We start from the raw sequence: 19,158 nt of genomic DNA, 5'->3' as shown, positions 1-19,158 counted from the left end.
CAATTTGTTACCAATATAGAGTGAGGAGGGATAGAAATGATTACAACTTTCGAGTTAAAAGTGTTGTTATTCCAAATAGGAACAGAAATTGTACCACCTAGTAATCTAAAAGAAAAAATTTTAATTCAAGTTAATCTAATGGAGGAAATAACATTTAATCATGTTGAGGTGAATAAAGATGAGTGAAATTGTATTAGCAGTTCAAGGTTTAAGTAAGACTTATGAGAATGTAGATACAAATGTTAGAGCTTTACAAAATGTATCTTTGGAGTTGAATAAAGGAGAGCTCCTTGCCGTGATGGGAACGAGTGGGTCTGGGAAGAGTACATTACTTAACATTCTTGGTGCTCTAGATAAGCCTGATGAGGGGATTATCTATGTAAATGGTGAGGTACCTGAAAATATGTTCATTGAACCGCATGCGACAGAGTACAGAAGGGATAACATAGGATTTATTTTTCAGTCATTCCATTTATTAAAGGATTTATCTGTAGAAGAAAATATTGCGTTACCCCTCATATTAACAGCTGATTCAGAAGAGGAGATACGAGAAAAAACAAATAAAATATTAGATGTTCTTGGTTTAGTAAATTGGAGAAATCATCGACCAGCTCAACTTTCTGGGGGACAACAACAACGTGTTGCAATTGGTAGGGCATTAATAACATCCCCTCCAATTGTTCTTGCAGATGAGCCTACTGGAAATTTAGATTTCAATACTTCTAATGATATTTTACGAGTACTAGTTGATATGAAACAAAGATTTAATCAAAGTATGATTCTTGTTACTCATGATCCTCATATTGCTACGTATGCAGATCGGGTTCTCTTCTTTCATAATGGAGAAGTTGTTGATGATTATACGTGTTCTCATGGAGTAAATGATATGAATATTATTTTAGATAAATTTAAAAAATTAATGGAGAAATCAAAATGATAAACTCAGTACGGGGATTAAGTTTACGCTTTTTTAAGACGAATAAATTTACTGCTATTTCCTCTATAGTTAGTGTCATGTTGGCTGTTTCTCTAATTGTTACGATGATTGTATTTTCGAATCATGCGAAACAGTCTGTTATAAATGAAGTTAAAAATTTATATGGAGATATGGACTTATCTGTTGGATATAACCCTGATCAAAATAAATTGATGGATAAATCTTTACTAAAAAATATTAAGGAACAAGAAAATATTGAATACATGTCAAAAGTATTAGTAAATCATTTGCAAGTGAATAAATTGAATACAGCTATTTATACAGTAGGTGTTCAAAATGATTCGTTATCTAAAAGTCGATATCACTTCTCTAAAAATCTATCAAATGAGGAAGTAACATTAAATGATGGATTAGCGGAAACTTTACAAGTAGAAGTTGGGGAAAGGATTGAAATAGAAAATAAATCCTATGTAGTAAAAGAAGTGTTACCTGATATAGAAGCTGGAGGTTCAGCTCCGGATATACTTGTTTTATCAGAAGGTGCAGTGAAACAGCACGTATATGAAAAAACAGGTAAACACAATGAGGCTACTTATGTGTTGATAAAAGCAAAAGAGAATGCCGATGTATTAGCATTATCTAGTCAAATTCATAAAATAGACAAAGAATTAAGAATCGATATTGCTGAGGAAGATGAGTTTTTAAAAAGTAACTTAGCGTCATTACATATTTTTATAGTTATTGTATCTGTATTAATACTTATTATTACATCGTTATTATTAATATCTAATTTTGAAGTGTTTTTATATAAATATAAAAACCAATTTGCTATTATGCGATCAATGGGAGCAACAACGAAACAAATGTTTACAGTTATATTTATTCAATGTAGTGTAATTAATTTCTTTGGTGGAATATTTGGTTTGTTACTAGCTGTAATAAGTAACCGTTTTTTACAAAGTTGGCTAGAACAGTTATTTGCTTTTCAAATTAATTCGATGAGTTTTGACTATAAAATAGCGATTGTAACAATGATTTGTAGTATCTTTTTTATTGAATTGTTTATGTTATATCCTTCATACAGAAGTTCGAAAATATTACCAGTAAAGCTTATGCGCGAAAATGAAGAATCCGACTTTTCTAATGAAAAAACACGCAGTATGATGGGGAAAGTCCTTTTAATTTGTAGTATATTTTTAACTGTTTTTGGTGGCTTTGTAGCAAATACAGGAGATACACAGGCGATAGTGATAGTAATTGGATCTATATTTCTCGTTTTAGGATTGTATGTTTTATTTCCTATTTATCTTTCTTCGATATTAGAATTATGTCTACCTATGATGAAAAAAATATTTGGAAGGAATACATTTGTTGCTATTAAAAATGTAATTCCGCAAGTAAGGAAAAATACATTTGTTATCTTAATGATAAGTACAATGATGGTGATAGTTGTCTTTGGCTCCACTATATTTAAAACGATGCAAAAAAATAATGAAAGATATTTAAAACGAGAATTTCCAACACATATTGTTGTGGAAAATCGTTTGAATAATGATTCAACCATTACTTTACCTCATACACAAAATATATTTAAAGAAATAAGTAGTGTAAAAGGAGCTAGTACAATTAGTACGAACTCACTGGCAGAATTAAAACAAGGTGAAAATTATATTACTTTTGACTATAATTTAGGTGATTTAAAGGAAATGGAAAAGCAAGGATTACTGCCAGAAGTACCTGCCAATTTGGAGAATAGTATAATTGTTACAAAAGAGTTAGCGGAGCGGTATAAACTTCATGTAGGTGATATCGTTCAATTGGGTCTATTTTCAGAACAGGAACAAAAAGTTAGATCGACTAGTAAGGTAGAAATCGGATTAATTGTTAATGAGCTACCGAATTCTCCTTCAGTACTTATGGATTGGAGTAATGTAACATATAAACAAGATTATACAGTTTTTGAGCGTGCATTTATTAGTTCAAATAATGAGAGGGAGACGTTGGAGCAATTAAAGAAATTGAAAGCTCAATATCCACAATTAAAAATAAGTAGTTATACTCAATCGTTAAAACAATCTAGTTTAATGTTTCAGCAAAGGTGGTCCATCTTCATTGTTGTTATTGTAGTAATTTTGTTTAGTGTAACATTAGGGGTATGTAATACACTTATAAATAATATTCAATCTAAAAGAAAAGAGTTTGCTATTTTACGAGCAATAACAGTTAAGAAAAAAGGGATTGTACAAGTTATTTTGACGCAAGTTAATTTATATGTACTTATTGGGATTATACTAGGGGCTGTTATAGGCATATTATTAACCTACATGGTAAGTATAATAGATCGTACACCTTTATTTTTTGATTTCAAACTTATTGTAACGGTAATAGCGGGGATGTTCGGAATAGTCCTTATTATTTTTATACCTTTTGCTAATAGAATAGGAAAAAGGGATATTGTTCAAGAGTTAAATAGGGATAATAAATAAAAGAGGTTAACCCAAGTAGCTATTCAGCTACTTTTGGGTCAATCTCTTTTTTATTAACAATTGATTTGCATATTGGTGTGCTCATTCATAAATATATAGTGCAGTATATTAGTTAAATGCCACCGAGTAATATCATTAGGTGAAGTAAGGAGTTCGCATTTCTTTTTCAAACTTATTAGTTGCATATGTTAAAAAGTATGCTACTATAGGGTTACTTATTAAACTTGTTTAATAAGTATAATTAAAGTCACTTATTAAAGAAGTTTAATAAGTGGGGTTCATTTGATTACGAAGGAGAGGAGTGTATGAAAACGGAGAAAGAAAAGATGTTAGCGGGAGAAATGTATATTGCGGATGACGAAGAATTAGTAGCTGATAGGGTGAAAGCAAAACGTTTAAAACGCCTTTATAACGAGGCGATGGAGACAGGAGATAAGAGGCGTTACACTTTATTAAATCAGCTTTTAGGTTCTTCAGCTGATGGAAAAGCCCAAATTAATCCTGATTTTCGCTGTGATTACGGCTACAACATACATGTTGGAAAGAGCTTTTTCGCTAATTTTAATTGTGTAATTTTAGACGTTTGTGAAGTTCGAATCGGTGATCATTGTATGTTTGCACCTGGAGTTCACATTTATACTGCTACTCATCCTTTACACCCGGTAGAGCGGAATTCTGGCAAAGAATATGGGAAGCCTGTAAAGATTGGTAACAATGTTTGGGTTGGCGGGGGAGCTATTATTAACCCTGGTGTTTCAATTGGAGATAACGCTGTAATTGCTTCAGGGGCAGTTGTGACAAAAGATGTACCTCATAATGTAGTAGTTGGTGGTAACCCAGCTAAAGTTATTAAAACGATAGACTTATAGAAATCGTTTTTCATGGGTATATGAATAAACTGGTGTCGTATCGTATAGACAATGTGAAAGGTGTTTTATTATGAAGAAAAATAGTGCGGACAATTGTACAAAGACATTACTTGCTTCTTGAAACGCTCTTTTTCTCTTATTTGTTTTGCCGGGTTTTTCGTTTGCTGTAAGTTTCTATCATCGGTTATACAGCCTTTTTAGTCGGCTGGTATACTAGGGGAATCATTCGGAACACGTAATACCTTGCTAGCTGTTTTATTATTTGCTCTGTTATCTGGAATTGTATGAATACATGAAGCGAAACAGAGAGTGCGTGCAGCGGAAATATATCATCTTTATTGCTTTAGAAAATGATGTATGATATATTGTCAACGCAACTTATTAAAAGTGTTTAATAAGTATGTTGATTAAGGTGGTGAGCAATTTGAGTGAGCAATTTGTTACTCAAAAATCGATTAAAGAGACGATCCTTCGCGGCATACGTACAGCTCTTTTAGAGCGAGGTAGTGCAACGAAAGTTGAGCTTAGTAATGCATTAGAAATTAGTTTTCCAACGATAAGTAAATTTATAGAAAATATGAAACAAGACGGTGAAGTCACTTTAGTAGGTTTAGATGATTCAAGTGGCGGAAGAAGAGCGAAACGATATGCTTATAATCCAGAATATATGTTAGGTTTAGCGATATTTTTAGAAAAAAATGAAACAAACTATGCAATTTTCAACTGTTTAGGGGAAGTAAAAGAACAAGGAAGTACTTCAAGTATGTTAATTGATACGGGCGTAAATCTATTATCTAAACATATTGAAGGTCTTATCGATACATTCCCGAAGATAAGCTCTATATCAATTGGTGTGCCTGGTTCGGTTGATAATGGTCGTATTTTTTATATTCCTGGATATGAAAAGTTCCAAAATTTTAATTTGAAAAGTCATTTGGAGGAACAGTTTTCTATACCAGTAGTAATAGAAAACGATATGAATGCTGCTGTGCTTGGTTATTATAAAACTGGAAACTATGACAATTCCTCTCTTGTATATTTATATTCAGGTCAAAATGGCCCAGGTGCAGGTATTATGGTAAATGGAGATGTCGTACGCGGAAGCACATTTTTCTCAGGAGAGATATCTTTCGTCCCGCAGTATGATAATAAAAATTTCTTGCAAGCTTTGAGAAGTGAAGATTCGAATAATCCAGAGGAATATAACATAGATGCTATTACTCGTTTAATAGCTACATGTATAGCTATTATTAACCCTCATGGATTCATCTTCTGTGATGATGAAGTAAACCAGTTTGTAATAGATCAAATTGTAAAAAGTTGTCCGCAGTACATTCCGGCAGAACATATTCCGAAAATAACAGTGAGCAACTGGAAAGAAGATTATTTATATGGGCTAAAAAGCCTTGGACTTGATCTTATGATTACGAGAACAAATAAAGAAAATTAAATGTACTGGCAATGAAGCATCCAATTGCCAGTTGAATAACATAAAAGAAAAGGTGCCAATTATGAAAATTGAACATGTAGCAATTTGGGTGAATGATTTAGAAGGAATGCGTGATTTCTACAAACTGTACTTCGGTGGTGAAGAAAATAGCTTATATCACAATCCGAAAAAGCAGTTTGAATCTTATTTTATAACTTTTGAAGGTGGTGCGCGTCTAGAACTTATGAAGCAGGTAGGGATAGATGAGAAAGTACAAATACAAACAATAGGATATGCGCATATTGCTTTTTCTGTAGGTAGTGAAGAAAAAGTGAACGAATTAACTAGTACATTAAGAGAAGCAGGATACGCTGTGTTAAACGGTCCGCGTACTACAGGGGATGGTTACTACGAAAGTGTAGTAAGTGATCCTGAAGGAAATCAGATCGAGATAACGATCTAACGTTTTATTTACTAAAAACGAATAAAAATATAAAACTTTGTTGTTCCCCGAATTGTTTTACAAGAAACCTATTATTTCTGCAGAAAGGGGGACATACCACATCGCTATCAAGCTAAGCTCGTACAACGTCAATTATAGTAGGAGTTGTTTCTTTTTTCTAAAGGCTATGTGTAGGAAATTTAAAGATTTACACGCGAAATAAACCCTAACGGGTTTCATTTTTTTGATTTAAGCCGCTTGATTATCAGACATGGTACAATTGTAAACGACACCTAATATATCAAAGACTGTTTTCTTCTCATACCTATGAGATTTTCGCCCGTTTTGCTGTAGGAGATTGAACAGGCGAAGTAACACCTTTGATAATTCTTGGGTGTCTTTCTGTATCGCTTGGAAAAGAAGAAAGTAATCTTTAATCATATATATGGCCTTATATTCACTCAGTTCTCGTTTCTTTTTCATAAGAAGTAATTGCCGCATTTGAAACATGGTAGAAGAACAAAGTAGAATGGCAATCAATTGCCCATACAAATGGCATTCCAATCGTTCTCGTTTTATCTTTTTACAATGATGGATATGAAAGAATGACTTCCACGTTTTAAATAAAATCTCGATTTGCCAACGTAAAGAATACCAATCATGTACTTGTCCCAGCGGGACAATATCTGTAGGGGTATTTGTCATATATATATTGATACCACTGAGTCTTTTACTACGAGGAGAATACTTCATTCCTTTCTTTTTTTCCCTTACAGTTTGATCTTGTAATCGTTTTTGTTGTTGTTCTTTTGTTAGTCGATGAACTATCACACGAGTTGGGACTTTATCAGCCATTCCTACATAAGCGTTGGATATTTCACATGTTTGTCCTGGTTGAAGGGAGTTCATTAAAACCTCCATATCTATCTGGATATACTCTGTACCTTTCTTGATTCTGCCATCTTGAAAATAATCAGGATTAGGATTTTTTTGATAGATACGTGTATTCGATTTGATACGTGAGATATAATAAGCCTTTTTCTCTTGTATATGTTGAAGATCTTTCAAATGAAAATAACCTAAATCTCGGATACATAAATCATTTTCTGTTATAGTTGGGACACACAGGGAACCGTAGGTTCGATCATGTTGTTTACCTGGACCTGTATGAATATGAAGGAACTGTCCACTTAATAAATCATACTCAAGCTGAATCTTTACTCCCGCTGTATGGCTGCATCCACCTGCACCTGGATAAACGAATGAAAAGGGATCTGGAAGTTGAAATGCAGTTGAATCTAAAATACGAATACGCTTGAAAACAGAAGTATATGGAAAGGAAATAGGTATAGATGAGGTCAATTTTTGGTTTAGTAGTTCAGCTAGTAGGTGTTGTAAAAGTTGGACGGCTGCTTTATTAAATCGTTGATTCAGTCCCTCAGGACTGATAAGTACTGAGGTTGATGCTTCTAAACAGCTAGATAACTGAGTTAAAGAAGTCATAGCTATATTTTGACTCACCCATACACAGAAGGCTACTAAATCTTTTGCTTGATACTTACTAGTTCGTTGTACAAAACCAACATCTTTAGCAAGATTCCGTAAGGTATTTGGAGATAAAAGGCTTTGAATCTCCTGAGCAAATAGTTTTAATTCGTCAGAGACAGAAATAGACATAAAAAACGCCATCCTTTCCTATAATTCTACAGAAAGGATAACGTCTTTTTTGCTTTATGGATAGTGAAAAACCGTAATTACTTTTATATAATCGGTGTCGTCAGAAGTGACTTGATTTTTTAAGTATGAAAAAGTTTTCCCTGTAAAGCTTTTATATACCGATCAGCAGATTTTTGAACAGACTTATTTGCATCCTCGACTATTACTCTATGAAATGCATTATACAAGCGATTAAAAGGTAAGTCTTTAATCTTATCTACCATTTCTTTTACTTTATTAGCTGGTAACGGAATTAAATTTGGATAACTATACATAAAACTTACCCACTGACGATCTGCAACAACTTGGATGATATCACCTGTCAGAAGAAGACCTTTTTTGTCACTGCCATCTTTCCAATGTAAAATAGCTCCCCCTTTAAAATGTCCTCCCAAACGATAAATTGTAATCGCATCAGTTAATACCAAAGATTCTCCAGACCAGAAAATAATTTGTTTACTTGAACGATTTACCCACTCTTTATCATCTTCATGAATATAAATTGGAATATTAAAAGTTTCTGCCCATTCTACTTGTGTAGAATAATAGTGAGGATGTGAAAGTACAATTGCTTGTATACCTCCCAGTTTATGTATCTCTTGTATTGTATTTTCATCTAAGTAAGTAATACAATCCCACAAAACATTAAAATTTTGACTTTGTATTAAATAAGCTGTTTGCCCAATTGCAAATTCAGGTTTTGTAGTAATACTATATAAACCAGTTTCTTCTTTTAAGATTTCATTTTTATATAATTTACTTTTTTGCATTTTTTCAAGAGTAGTCCATGATTGTCCAGATGGATTAATATACTGCCTTTCTTCATTACAAATTATACAATCAGAAGGAACTTCTTGACTTTTAGAATATTGAACGCCGCATGTAGTGCAGATGTAATTTAACATATGTATGCCCCTTTGTTATAAACTTTCTCACAAACTAATTATAAACTTTAAACTGAAATTAATCTATTTGTATATTGAGAATCTTTAAAAATGTTTATATATACTCGCCTTTTAGTTAACAAACCACCATTTATCAACAGTAAATCTCATTAGCAGGCATCAAATTATATATCCTTGTTCTCCTTTTCTAATAAACATTTTATATCATTTCTAAAGAATTTAAGTTCATTTTTTGTTTTGGGGGTGACTTAATTTCTTAGCTTGATAGCGATGGGGTCCCGCCAGCTATCAAGCTAAAATTTTATAGTACCCCCCATAATGAAAATTCTATTCATTATTAACTACTGATAACGAGAATTATGTGAAATATGCCCTTTTATAAAAACTATTAAGGTAGGATTTTTATTTTTGGATATATAAACCATTTATTTAAAGGTATAATATGGTTTATATTCTATGGACTGGGGTTGAATGAGTGAGTATTATAAATACAAAAGGTAAAATTAAAAAAACAAAAAGAAAAGTATTAATAACTATACTTACTATGTTAGTAATTATAATTGGATTTGGATATTGGAAATTTTTTAGTTTGCAAGGTGTTCCAAAAGGTGAATTAATTCGAACAGTGAAATCTCCAGATGGAAAATATCTCATTAAGACTTATTTTCATAATGCAGGATCATTAAGTGCGGATGCTGTTAGGGGTGAATTAGTTAACCTTGATACAGATTCAGAGAAAAATATATATTGGAACTATCCAGATACGGATCCATATATCCAATGGGTAAATAAGAATATTGTTAGAATTGGAGATCAAACTTTAGATATTTCACAGAAAGAAACCTATGATTGGCGTGATGATGATAAGCACGTTAAAGAAATGCCTAAACAATTTATTAGATAAAACAAGAAAAATTAAATTTATTCAATTTTATTTGTTTAACCATAGATAGGATTATATGAGTGAAAAGTCCCTTTAGATCTTCTAAATGGACTTTTTTTTAGGTTTCTAGATACGACTACTGATAAATTGATGTTATATTAAGAAGTCTCGCTACATCGTCATCAAGCTTTGAAACCGATGGTTCCCCAAAACGAAAAAACGAGCTAACTTCTCATAGTTAACTGTGGAGAGATAATAATTTTGTTTTGTGAGTCCTTCAAAATATTGAAAAAATGGAGATGGTGTTATTTGTTGTTTAAGTTGATGACTCTAAGATACCAGTTTAATTGACCTGATAGCGATGTATCCGTACTCCTAAAGAATTCACCTTTGGCATCAGGGAAATTAAATAGGGTGATAATTATTATAAGTGGATTAGGTTTCTTGCGAATTTTAAATTAAAGGTCTTATCCAAAGTTGAGAAAAATCCACATACCCAAAATATTTCATCTTAATATTCGTTAAGTCTGATGAAAAAGGAATTTGACGTGTTTCATAGTATAAGGGAATCATAATAGAGGATTCTATCAGTTCTTTTTCAAGATTCTTATTTAATAAAGGCCACTCTTCAAAATGTGTATGTTTGTATTTAGATAGTTGGTTTCTTAGTGATTTATTTGTTTTTAAAACTTTAGCCAATGGTGAATATCTAGCTGTTAAAAAATAATAAAATGATATCTCTTGATTCATCTCGAATACTTCACCATGAATAAAAAGGTCGACTTGTTCATTAAGTTTTTCATCCCTAAGATAGTTTTCAAATGGAACCCATTTAACTTGAAAAGGTATATTTTCTTTTTCTAAGATATTCATTAACCATTTTGTGGTTGCTTCTGTATACTGAGTAGCTTTTATAATAAGTGGTTCTTTAAATTCAGGACGTTTTCTTTTTGGGATATTGATTTGATGATCTATGTCTTTTAAACAGCTTTTAATATTTGGGATTTTTTGAGAATCATATTCATGAATATGATTTATATTGTTAGCGATAATAGAATGTAAGTAATTACGAACATCTATGTGCTGAATGGAAGAATCGCGCCAAGCATTCATAATTATAACGCCAAAACCGGAATTCCTTTCTACTTGAAAAGTAGAATTACATTTATGGTGTTTGGAAGATTGATAAATAGTATCAAATTCCAGAGGGACTTGAATGAATTCTACTGTATCTAGCAAAGGTCTTTCTTGAAAATAATCATGAAATGCTATCAATGATGTTTTCTCCAGGCTATTCTCTCCTATATAAAAACCACCGCTTCCTATGATTTGACCGTTATTTTCTTTATAAATACTTGTATTTATCATACATAACATTTGTAAACAATAACTACACCCCTTTGGGTAATGTATATCAAGAATTAGTGGTGATACAACTTCTATTTTTTCTATGGGTGCCCATAAGTCTTTATAGTATGTATGACTGCGTAATTTTGAGAGACATAATTTCACATCAGACGCTGTTAAGATGGAGCCATCATGAAATTTTATAGACTTTTTTAAATATAGTCTAAGCGTAGATGGAGTTAAATCCCAACTGTGAGCTATTTCAGGGAATATGTTCCCCTTTTCATCCATATAAACAAGTCGATTAAAAACATTCGCAACAATATGTGCACTATGTACATCGGCAGCCTCGAGCGGATGTGTTGTTAAAAGGGGCTTCCTTCTAGGAATAATTAATTTGTCATCTGAATTATGTATATAGCCAAATTTTGAATGAAACTTAGTCATTAAGCGTAGTTTACTGTTTGGAGACCAATTATATAGTAAATATTTACTACTTTTTTCAACAGGCTGTTGGTCCATAATTTCCATTACTTGTGACTCATAGATTTGTTCTACATTTTTCAACCATTGGAGAGAGGAGGGGTTTCCTCTACCTTTTCCAGGAATGAAAGTTAGCCAACCTTCGTCCATCCATTTATGTAAGTAACGTACGGTTTGCTTTGTACTTAAATTTAAAAAATCTGCTAGGTCTTGTATTTTTATATTTCCAGAAGAAAATGATTGCCATAGATTCAGTAAAGTTTTATCCATTTTCCTATCTCCTTTTATAAGTGGACATGTTTTTCTGAAGGTGTCCATTTTTAATTTGATAAGTCTAGTTTAATATAACATTAGACAAGGGGAGGAGATACGATGAATTGGAAAGAATTTGAACAAAATATAAAAGTACGCTTAATTACATCATTTTTTAATCGTGCTGTTACATCAGCAGTAATGCCTTTTATGGCATTGTTTTTTGCTCAAGAAATAAATAAAGTATGGGCTGGTTTATTTTTAATCTTAACGGTTATGTTAAGTTTTTTTTCAAATTTAATTGGAGGTTACATTTCAGATCGATTTCAACGAAAGAAAATCTTATTGTTAACTTCTTTTTCTAGTACTTTGATGTTTTTATTCATGACTTTAAGCTTATATCCGACAGATAAGATGATTTGGTTATTTGCAATCGCTTATGTAGGTTTTATAATAACTAGCAGTCTTGGGCGTCCATCCATGCAAGCTATCATCATAGACTCAACTACACCGAAAAATCGAAAGGCTGTCTATACAATTGACTATTGGCTTATGAATCTTTCTATGGCAATTGGTGCAGCATTAGGTGGTTTTTTATACATTAATCATCAACAAGAGTTGTTTATACTACTGACTTGTGTTTCTGCTACAGTACCGATTGCTTATAAAATTTGGCTAGTTACAGAAGTTAAAGAGTGCTTAGAAAAAAGGCAGGAAAATATAGTACTGGATCTAATTCAAAATTATAAAATTGCTATTCAAGATAGAGCATTTTTAAGAGTTGTAATAGGGTCTACTTGCATATTTGCGGCAGAGTTTTCTTTAAACAGTTATATTGGTGTACGACTTTCAGAAACATTCAATCCAATAAGCATTGGGGACTTTGAAATAGTAGGAGTGAGGATGCTAAGTATTCTTAATATACAAAATATGCTTTTAGTAGTATGTTTAACATTTATTATAAATAAATTTACAGATCATATAAGTGGGAAAAAGGCGTTACTTTTAGGTCTTGTGCTCTATGGGATAGGCTATGTGGCAGTAACATCTTCAAACACTTGGTACGTACTAATTATTTTTAACTTTATTGCTACTGTTGGTGAACTTGTTTACTCACCAATCAGAAATGCAGAACAAGCTAATATGATTCCAGCTGACAAGAGAGGATCATATTCAGCCTTTGCGGGTCTATCAGATATTGGAGCGGACCTAATTGCAAGAATGACTATTATCGTCGGTGCATTCTTAATTCCTACGATGATGTCTGTTTATATTGGTATGATTGTAATAATAGGGGCATTCTTCCTATATAACGGTCTGTTTGTTAGAACTAGTAGTCAATCACAGGAAAGATTGAATAAAATTTTAATATAATATAGTACTTAAAATGAAATATACACTATTCTTTCTATAGAATCGTAGGATAGGTGTGTAAAGAGGGAGAATACAAATTTGGAGGAATTATCATGGTAAAATATATTTCGATTCTTGGTTCAACTGGCTCAATTGGTACGTCTGCATTAGATGTAGTCACTTCTCATCCGGAACATTTTAAAATTATTGGTTTAACAGCAAATCACAATATTGACCTTCTCGAACAACAAATACATACATTTCACCCTCGAATTGTAAGCGTAAGCACAAAAGATTTAGCAGATGCACTTCGGAAGCGAATTTCTACGGACACAAAAGTCACATATGGAACAGATGGATTAATTGAAGTTGCAACTTACCCTGATTCTAATCTTGTATTATCTTCAGTTGTCGGTGTCTCTGGTCTCCTTCCAACAATTGAAGCATTAAAAGCGAAAAAAGATATAGCAATTGCGAACAAAGAAACATTAGTTGCAGCAGGGCATATTGTGACAGATTTAGCGAAACGAAACGGCTGCCGCTTAATTCCAGTAGATAGTGAGCACTCTGCCATTTTTCAATGTTTAAATGGGGAAAATACTCAAGAAATTGAGAGGCTTATTGTTACTGCTTCAGGCGGTGCATTTCGAGATAAAACACGTGAGGAAATGGAAATCTTACAAGCTAAAGATGCCTTAAAGCATCCCAACTGGTTAATGGGAGCAAAACTAACCATTGATTCAGCTACATTAATGAACAAAGGCTTTGAAGTTATGGAAGCACGTTGGTTATTTGATATCCCGTATGAGAAAATTGATGTTTTAATTCATAAAGAAAGTGTTATTCATTCTTTAGTTGAATTTATAGACGGATCCATCATGGCACAGCTCGGTGCTCCTGACATGAGAATGCCAATTCAATATGCATTCCATTATCCAACTAGATTACAATCAAACTATAAAAAATTAAACCTACTAGAGATAGCTAGCCTACACTTTGAAAAACCAAATTTCAAAAAATTCCCTTGCTTACATTATGCGTATGAATCAGGGAAAATTGGTGGTACAACACCAGCTGTCTTAAATGCAGCAAATGAAATTGCAAATGCGCTATATTTACAAAATAATATTTCGTTTTTTGATATCGAAAAAACAATTTATTCTACTCTTGAAGCTCATCATAGCACTGCAAATCCAGATTTGGAAACAGTATTAGACGCCGATCGTTGGGCTCGTGAATATGCAAACGAATTATTAATTAGAAAATGAAATAAGAGCTAGAACAGAACTCGTCTTTTTTAGCTCTCCATTTTACGTGTTCTTTTGTTTTTATACATTTACGTTTGTGGAATTGTAAAGAAATGTGTTTAAGATATCGCATGCAGAAGGATTTATAGTAATTATTAGTTATGCTCATTGGGAAAGTCCTTTTTAATTAATATAAGCTATATACGGAATAAAGAAAACTAAAAAAATTGGAGGTAATTATGAAAACTTTCATATATATGGTTAGGCACGGAGATTCACCAAAGTTTGGAAAAGAAGCAACAAGAGGATTAACCGAAAAAGGAAAATTAGATGTTCAACGAATAACAGATATATTACAAGGTGAGGGGATCGACGTTGTTATCTCGAGTCCATACAATCGTTCAATTCTAACTGTTCAGCAGTTAGCGAAGCAAATAGGACAAGAAGTTTTAGTATTTGAAGACTTAAAAGAGAGAATTTTTATTGCTGAAGAGGAACGAATGTCGGATAAAGAATTATTTCCTTTGATAGAAAAGTCATTTTTAGACCCCGACTTTGCTTTAACGGGAGGAGAGTCTAATGTCGACTGTCAGAAACGTGCTATAAAAGTCTTAAAAGAATTATTAAACACCTATCGAGGACAGAAAGTAGTAGTAGGCACTCATGGAGCTATTATGACGTTGATGATGGGGTATTATGACAGGAAGTATGATTTGAATTTTTTACTACAGACATCAAAGCCAGATATATATAGAATGGAATTCAATGGACAGGAATTGGTGGAGGTTAAAAGATTGTGGGAAATTTCATAGATTGACTTTATTCATCCATAGCTTTTCCTAGTGACGTGTATTATAAGCAATAGGGTTACTGCGGTAACTCTTTTTCTTATGCCACTGACGGGGGACTGATTTCAAAAATCTAAAAAATTCGGTTTCTTAGCGTACAAAATTCACGTTTTGTTCTTGCTATCCCGAGGTGAAATGGGAGGGGATGTTTTTGAACAGGATATCTTTAAAGCTATTTTTTAAATCAATCCTATTTTTTTTCATATGTGGTATTGTTGTTTTTTCTATATTTCGGATTATTTTTGTCTGGAGTGTTTCGACAGGATTAGGAAGGGATGATATAGTCGGATTTTCTGATAATAAGTATGTAATTGGACGTCCACCTGTTAGCTATAATTTATATAAAAAAGATAGTGGAAAAACTATATTAGATAATGTTATTGGTTATAAAAAGTGGAAAACCAAAAGCTATGTTCGGAATGAAGTTGAATTTGTAGTGATAGATGAGATAAAGGGTAGCTATGAACTGTATAAAATAGAAAACGCTTCTGAAAAGGATATAGAACGGCTGAAAGAAATGAAGAAATTAGAATAATAGAGACTATCTGAAAGGTAAAGAAGCACACTTGTTATTGTTAAATCTAAAAAATAGTTTAGAATAATAACTGAGTTTTGTTTCATGAAAAGAGTTATTATTAAAATATAGTATTAGTGGGTCAGTCCCATCGCTATCAAGCTAATATTTTGAAGCACCACCCAAACAAAAATTTTACCTTTCGACAGTTATATTTGAGAATTAAGCTCATTTTTTCGTTTTGGGGTGAATCTGTTTTCTTAAGTTGATGGATGTGGGGACATACCACTGAGTGAGTCAATTTTTATTTTCTGTATATATTGCTTATTTGTATTTTTAATTGGAGTGATGAAAATCGCGAAGAATCCCCTCAATAACTGGATGAAGAGTACTAGGTAATTTATCAAGCGGAAAGAAACGCAATTCTTTTGATTCTGTTTGATCACATACAAACTCACCATTGAATTCTCGGCAAATATAAACAACGAGTACACCATGTACTTGATCGCCGTTTGGATAGATTTGAAAGTAATCTGGTCCAGAGTATGTACGGAATAGTTCTGGATTTTTAATAATAAGTCCAGTTTCTTCATATACTTCTCGCTTTAAAGCGTCTTCTAATGTTTCGTTATATTCTAATGCGCCACCAATAATGCCCCAGCGGTTAAAATCTGTACGTAGCTGCAACAGTACTTCATCTTTTTCATTTAAGATAATGGCGTGTGACCCTATTAAAATAAGTGGTTGATTTCCTACTAAATTTCTCATGTCTTCAATATAACCCATATTTTTTCTCCTTACATTTAATAATAATTAGGAAGTTCTTTTAACATTCTTTCTGTTTTACGTGCTGTATAGGCTAAGTTATGATCATCTTTCGTTCTGAAAAATAATGTACGTAAAAAGGTTTTAATGTTAGCACATAAAATACAATACTCATTAAGCGAAAGGCGTTTCCTAATTTGGGGAAGCCTTTTTATTTTTTTATGAATAATAGAGACTAACTCGTCTTGTGGGAAGTCATGATACAGCATTGCTAGTAACGGCGTAATAATGCGTTCGTCTTCATTATTATGAAAAAGATCCGATGGGATAAAAATTTTATTTAATAAACAATGAATTAATTCTTCATACCATTCAAAGGTCGTATAGGAATTGTGAACAATTTCAGTAAAGGCATCAGATACGTGGGCAATACAATGAGCCCATCCTTTATTTTCGATATAGCCTCGAAAATCTGTTTCTAAGTTTGTGTATGTAATGAGTTTGTTTTTTATTTCTTCGATATCCTCCTCTGTAAAAAAGTAGTGCGAGTTAGCGAATTGGAGTATTAGCGCGATTAACGAAACAGTGTAAGAACGTGTGAAAACCCCATCTGTATGTGGGGAGTGAATGTCACAATATAAATACTCATCACTTAAACAAGTTTGCAGAAGTAATTTCAGCTGATCATCCATAAGGAATTCATGATGAATGAAATAGGAAAAGCATTTATATATAAGTTGGTAACGAACGTAACTATCAGTCGTTCCGACATACTGAAGCATGTTCAATGTTAACACATTAATATCTATATGTTGCAGTTGCGTATAGTCATTTTGTTGTATAAGCTCTAACTGTTGTTGCAATGCTGAAATATCCAATGGAGAACCTCCTCCGCACTTTAAAGATGCGATGTTTTCTAGTATTCTATATATTCAAGGACAATCCTGCTCATGCAAGGAGAACAAGTAGAAATTCGAGTATGACATAGATGAGGGAAGTATATGATGACTATAGAACAGTTAGAAAAACATTTTAAAATAAGAAGAAATGCTTCTTCTATCATGATAAAAGAAAATAATGCAGAGCCTTTTACAGAAGAGCAATTAAAGGAAATCATGCAGTATTGCGTTACTGAGGCTGAAAAAGAGGGAATAGAAAATTTACATTTTGAGATTTCTTCAAAAAGTCCAAATTATGATGTGTATAAAAAATGCTTCGGAACGTATGCATTTGAATATGTTACTGAAAACATAATTGTATTTAAGGATATATATGAAGTAGAAGATGTAGAAAGTGAAATTGATTTTAAGCTTATTGAAGAAGTAGGAGAAAATAATTTTTATTCTCTTTGGAACGAAGTGACGGGAGAACAAATCGATTATGATCAATTTGTAAATATGATGTTGCAAGAAATTGGTGAGCAATGGAAAGAGCATTGTTTAACAGCGAGTATCAATGAAGAGCCGATAGGAATTGTAATCCCGCATATTGAGAGAGGTACGTTAGAAGAGGGGAAACTCATGTATTTCGCAGTCGCTCCAAATATGCGAAATAAAGGGTATGAAGCAGCATTCTTTACAGGAGCAATGTTTGTCTTAAAAGAAATAGGTGCATCTTATTATATTGGCGAGACAAATGTACAAAATGAGTGGATGAAGGATGTTTTTGAAAAGAACGGATGTCAGTTGCTGGGTAGTACTGAGCGATATGTGAGGAAGTTTTAGGAGGATGAATGGTGTATACTCTCGAACTCGTATAGCGGGAGGGGACTATATATGTTAAAGCAATCTATGCATTCATTCGTTTTACTGTATCCAGATGTATTGTTAGAGAATTGGAAAGTTGAAAAGGTTTCAGAACGTTATGAAGGTGAAAAGTGGGAAACTTTTTGGTTTCAGGTTGTTACTCCAACTGGAATGTTTCGGGTAAAAGAGTTTTTTCTAGATATAATGGAGCCAGTATTTCCGGATAGTTGTATTTCTCAAGCAAAAGGAGATTGTTTTCAATATAAATGGCTTGTGTATTGGAAAGGTGTAAATTATAAAGGAAAAGAAAGTTACGTTACATCTCGATGGAAAACACAAATTGAAGTTTCTGTTGATAGCGGATATATAAACCAAGATGAAATGGAACGATTTCTAATTGAATTACAACCGGTAAATATGGAGCTTGCGAAAAGGATATTACATACACCATTTCACTTATTAAGCTTTCAAGCGAAGAGAGGTAAAATGGGTGAGATAGGAAGATGTCGTGAGTGGAATGCTCCCGAAGACGTATCCTATGTTAAATTATCAATTCATGAAAAGTTAAGTTGGAAACTTGAATCAGTTGGTTTCGGAAATGATGAAATACAGTATGTATACTGGGACGAAGATAGTAAACTATACGCACTTTGGGTTTGTCGGCATAAAAACAAAGCGTACTATCCTGTTTCTTCTTGGACAATGAATTATGGCCCAAAACAAATTATAAATGGATTAGAGTTTTATTCGAACCCTGATCGCGGGACAGTTGTATATGAAGATTTGGGTGATGAACAAATTACATACGTATTTCGAGGGAATCCGTGTACAACTTATGAACAAGTAAAAGAACTTCTTGCCTATTTGTAAGATAAAAAGAAAAATGAGAACGACAAAATAGATATTTCTATAATACAATAAAGAAAGATTCGATTAT

General features: G+C 32.7%; 18 protein-coding genes and 1 pseudogene. 14 read left to right on the top strand and 5 right to left on the bottom strand.

Going from position 1 to position 19,158, the window contains the following annotated elements; genetic code table 11:
- The first annotated feature begins 36 nt into the window (after positions 1–36).
- The 7 genes and pseudogenes from ACHZK0_RS15985 (at position 37) to ACHZK0_RS15955 (ending at position 6,184) form a co-directional block, all read left to right on the top strand.
- Positions 37–186, top strand: a complete 150-nt coding sequence (locus tag ACHZK0_RS15985) for a hypothetical protein (RefSeq protein ID WP_270344100.1) — start codon at positions 37–39, stop codon at positions 184–186.
- Positions 179–937 (top strand): ABC transporter ATP-binding protein, encoded by a 759-nt coding sequence (locus ACHZK0_RS15980; protein ID WP_395760658.1) that lies wholly within the window; start codon positions 179–181, stop codon positions 935–937. The genes ACHZK0_RS15985 and ACHZK0_RS15980 overlap by 8 nt, the downstream gene beginning before the upstream one ends.
- Positions 934–3,423: an FtsX-like permease family protein gene (locus ACHZK0_RS15975; protein WP_395760657.1), complete on the top strand. Its 2,490-nt coding sequence runs from the start codon at positions 934–936 to the stop codon at positions 3,421–3,423. Before ACHZK0_RS15980 ends, ACHZK0_RS15975 begins: the two co-directional genes overlap by 4 nt.
- Before the next feature lie 305 nt (positions 3,424–3,728).
- Positions 3,729–4,292: a maltose O-acetyltransferase gene (locus ACHZK0_RS15970; protein WP_395760656.1), complete on the top strand. Its 564-nt coding sequence runs from the start codon at positions 3,729–3,731 to the stop codon at positions 4,290–4,292.
- Between the two features lie 170 nt (positions 4,293–4,462).
- Positions 4,463–4,580: pseudogene (locus ACHZK0_RS15965) on the top strand (MFS transporter); the annotation flags it as partial.
- Positions 4,581–4,716: 136 nt separating this feature from the next.
- Complete coding sequence (locus ACHZK0_RS15960; protein WP_143881341.1) at positions 4,717–5,742, top strand: ROK family transcriptional regulator; 1,026 nt, start codon at positions 4,717–4,719, stop codon at positions 5,740–5,742.
- Between the two features lie 61 nt (positions 5,743–5,803).
- Positions 5,804–6,184: a VOC family protein gene (locus ACHZK0_RS15955; RefSeq protein WP_087996249.1), complete on the top strand. Its 381-nt coding sequence runs from the start codon at positions 5,804–5,806 to the stop codon at positions 6,182–6,184.
- A 228-nt stretch (positions 6,185–6,412) separates the two neighbouring features.
- On the opposite strand, the gene ACHZK0_RS15950 is transcribed toward ACHZK0_RS15955, so the two are convergent.
- Positions 6,413–7,840, bottom strand: a complete 1,428-nt coding sequence (locus ACHZK0_RS15950) for an IS4 family transposase (RefSeq protein WP_088114245.1) — start codon at positions 7,838–7,840, stop codon at positions 6,413–6,415.
- A gap of 119 nt (positions 7,841–7,959) precedes the next feature.
- Positions 7,960–8,784 carry an MBL fold metallo-hydrolase gene (locus ACHZK0_RS15945; RefSeq protein ID WP_086390278.1) on the bottom strand — a complete coding sequence of 275 codons (825 nt, stop codon included), beginning with the start codon at positions 8,782–8,784 and terminating at the stop codon, positions 7,960–7,962.
- A gap of 475 nt (positions 8,785–9,259) precedes the next feature.
- Between ACHZK0_RS15945 and ACHZK0_RS15940 the strand changes: the two genes are divergently transcribed.
- Positions 9,260–9,688, top strand: coding sequence for a DUF5412 domain-containing protein (locus ACHZK0_RS15940; protein WP_000022547.1), 429 nt, complete (start codon positions 9,260–9,262; stop codon positions 9,686–9,688).
- A 432-nt stretch (positions 9,689–10,120) separates the two neighbouring features.
- Here ACHZK0_RS15940 and ACHZK0_RS15935 read toward each other — a convergent pair whose 3' ends face one another.
- Positions 10,121–11,767, bottom strand: a complete 1,647-nt coding sequence (locus ACHZK0_RS15935; protein ID WP_000361822.1) for an ABC transporter substrate-binding protein — start codon at positions 11,765–11,767, stop codon at positions 10,121–10,123.
- Between the two features lie 102 nt (positions 11,768–11,869).
- Here ACHZK0_RS15935 and ACHZK0_RS15930 point away from each other — a divergent pair, with 102 nt between their 5' ends.
- The 4 genes from ACHZK0_RS15930 to ACHZK0_RS15915 all read left to right on the top strand — a co-directional run bounded on the left by ACHZK0_RS15930 (position 11,870) and on the right by ACHZK0_RS15915 (position 15,732).
- Positions 11,870–13,123: an MDR family MFS transporter gene (locus ACHZK0_RS15930; protein ID WP_270607259.1), complete on the top strand. Its 1,254-nt coding sequence runs from the start codon at positions 11,870–11,872 to the stop codon at positions 13,121–13,123.
- A 92-nt stretch (positions 13,124–13,215) separates the two neighbouring features.
- Entirely contained in the window at positions 13,216–14,370 is a 1,155-nt protein-coding gene (locus ACHZK0_RS15925) for a 1-deoxy-D-xylulose-5-phosphate reductoisomerase (RefSeq protein ID WP_087952159.1), read from the top strand.
- 218 nt (positions 14,371–14,588) lie between these two features.
- Positions 14,589–15,161, top strand: coding sequence for a histidine phosphatase family protein (locus tag ACHZK0_RS15920; RefSeq protein ID WP_395760655.1), 573 nt, complete (start codon positions 14,589–14,591; stop codon positions 15,159–15,161).
- 187 nt (positions 15,162–15,348) lie between these two features.
- Entirely contained in the window at positions 15,349–15,732 is a 384-nt protein-coding gene (locus ACHZK0_RS15915) for a hypothetical protein (protein WP_078214456.1), read from the top strand.
- A 315-nt stretch (positions 15,733–16,047) separates the two neighbouring features.
- Here ACHZK0_RS15915 and ACHZK0_RS15910 read toward each other — a convergent pair whose 3' ends face one another.
- Together ACHZK0_RS15910 and ACHZK0_RS15905 are read right to left on the bottom strand one after the other, a co-directional pair.
- Positions 16,048–16,497 (bottom strand): NUDIX hydrolase, encoded by a 450-nt coding sequence (locus tag ACHZK0_RS15910; RefSeq protein ID WP_262741719.1) that lies wholly within the window; start codon positions 16,495–16,497, stop codon positions 16,048–16,050.
- Positions 16,498–16,514: 17 nt separating this feature from the next.
- Entirely contained in the window at positions 16,515–17,354 is an 840-nt protein-coding gene (locus tag ACHZK0_RS15905; protein ID WP_395760654.1) for a DUF2785 domain-containing protein, read from the bottom strand.
- Between the two features lie 123 nt (positions 17,355–17,477).
- Between ACHZK0_RS15905 and ACHZK0_RS15900 the strand changes: the two genes are divergently transcribed.
- A complete protein-coding gene (locus tag ACHZK0_RS15900; RefSeq protein ID WP_270341543.1) occupies positions 17,478–18,200 on the top strand; it encodes a GNAT family N-acetyltransferase in 723 nt (240 codons plus the stop codon).
- Between the two features lie 51 nt (positions 18,201–18,251).
- Complete coding sequence (locus tag ACHZK0_RS15895; RefSeq protein WP_395760653.1) at positions 18,252–19,091, top strand: hypothetical protein; 840 nt, start codon at positions 18,252–18,254, stop codon at positions 19,089–19,091.
- The last annotated feature ends 67 nt before the right edge of the window (positions 19,092–19,158 follow it).

It is taken from the genome of Bacillus sp. 3G2 (genome assembly GCF_044324725.1).
In the GTDB taxonomy this organism is placed as follows: Bacteria; Bacillota; Bacilli; order Bacillales; family Bacillaceae_G; genus Bacillus_A; species Bacillus_A mobilis.
Note: the sequence above shows the minus strand (reverse complement) of the source record. Positions and strands in the feature narration are given on the sequence as shown.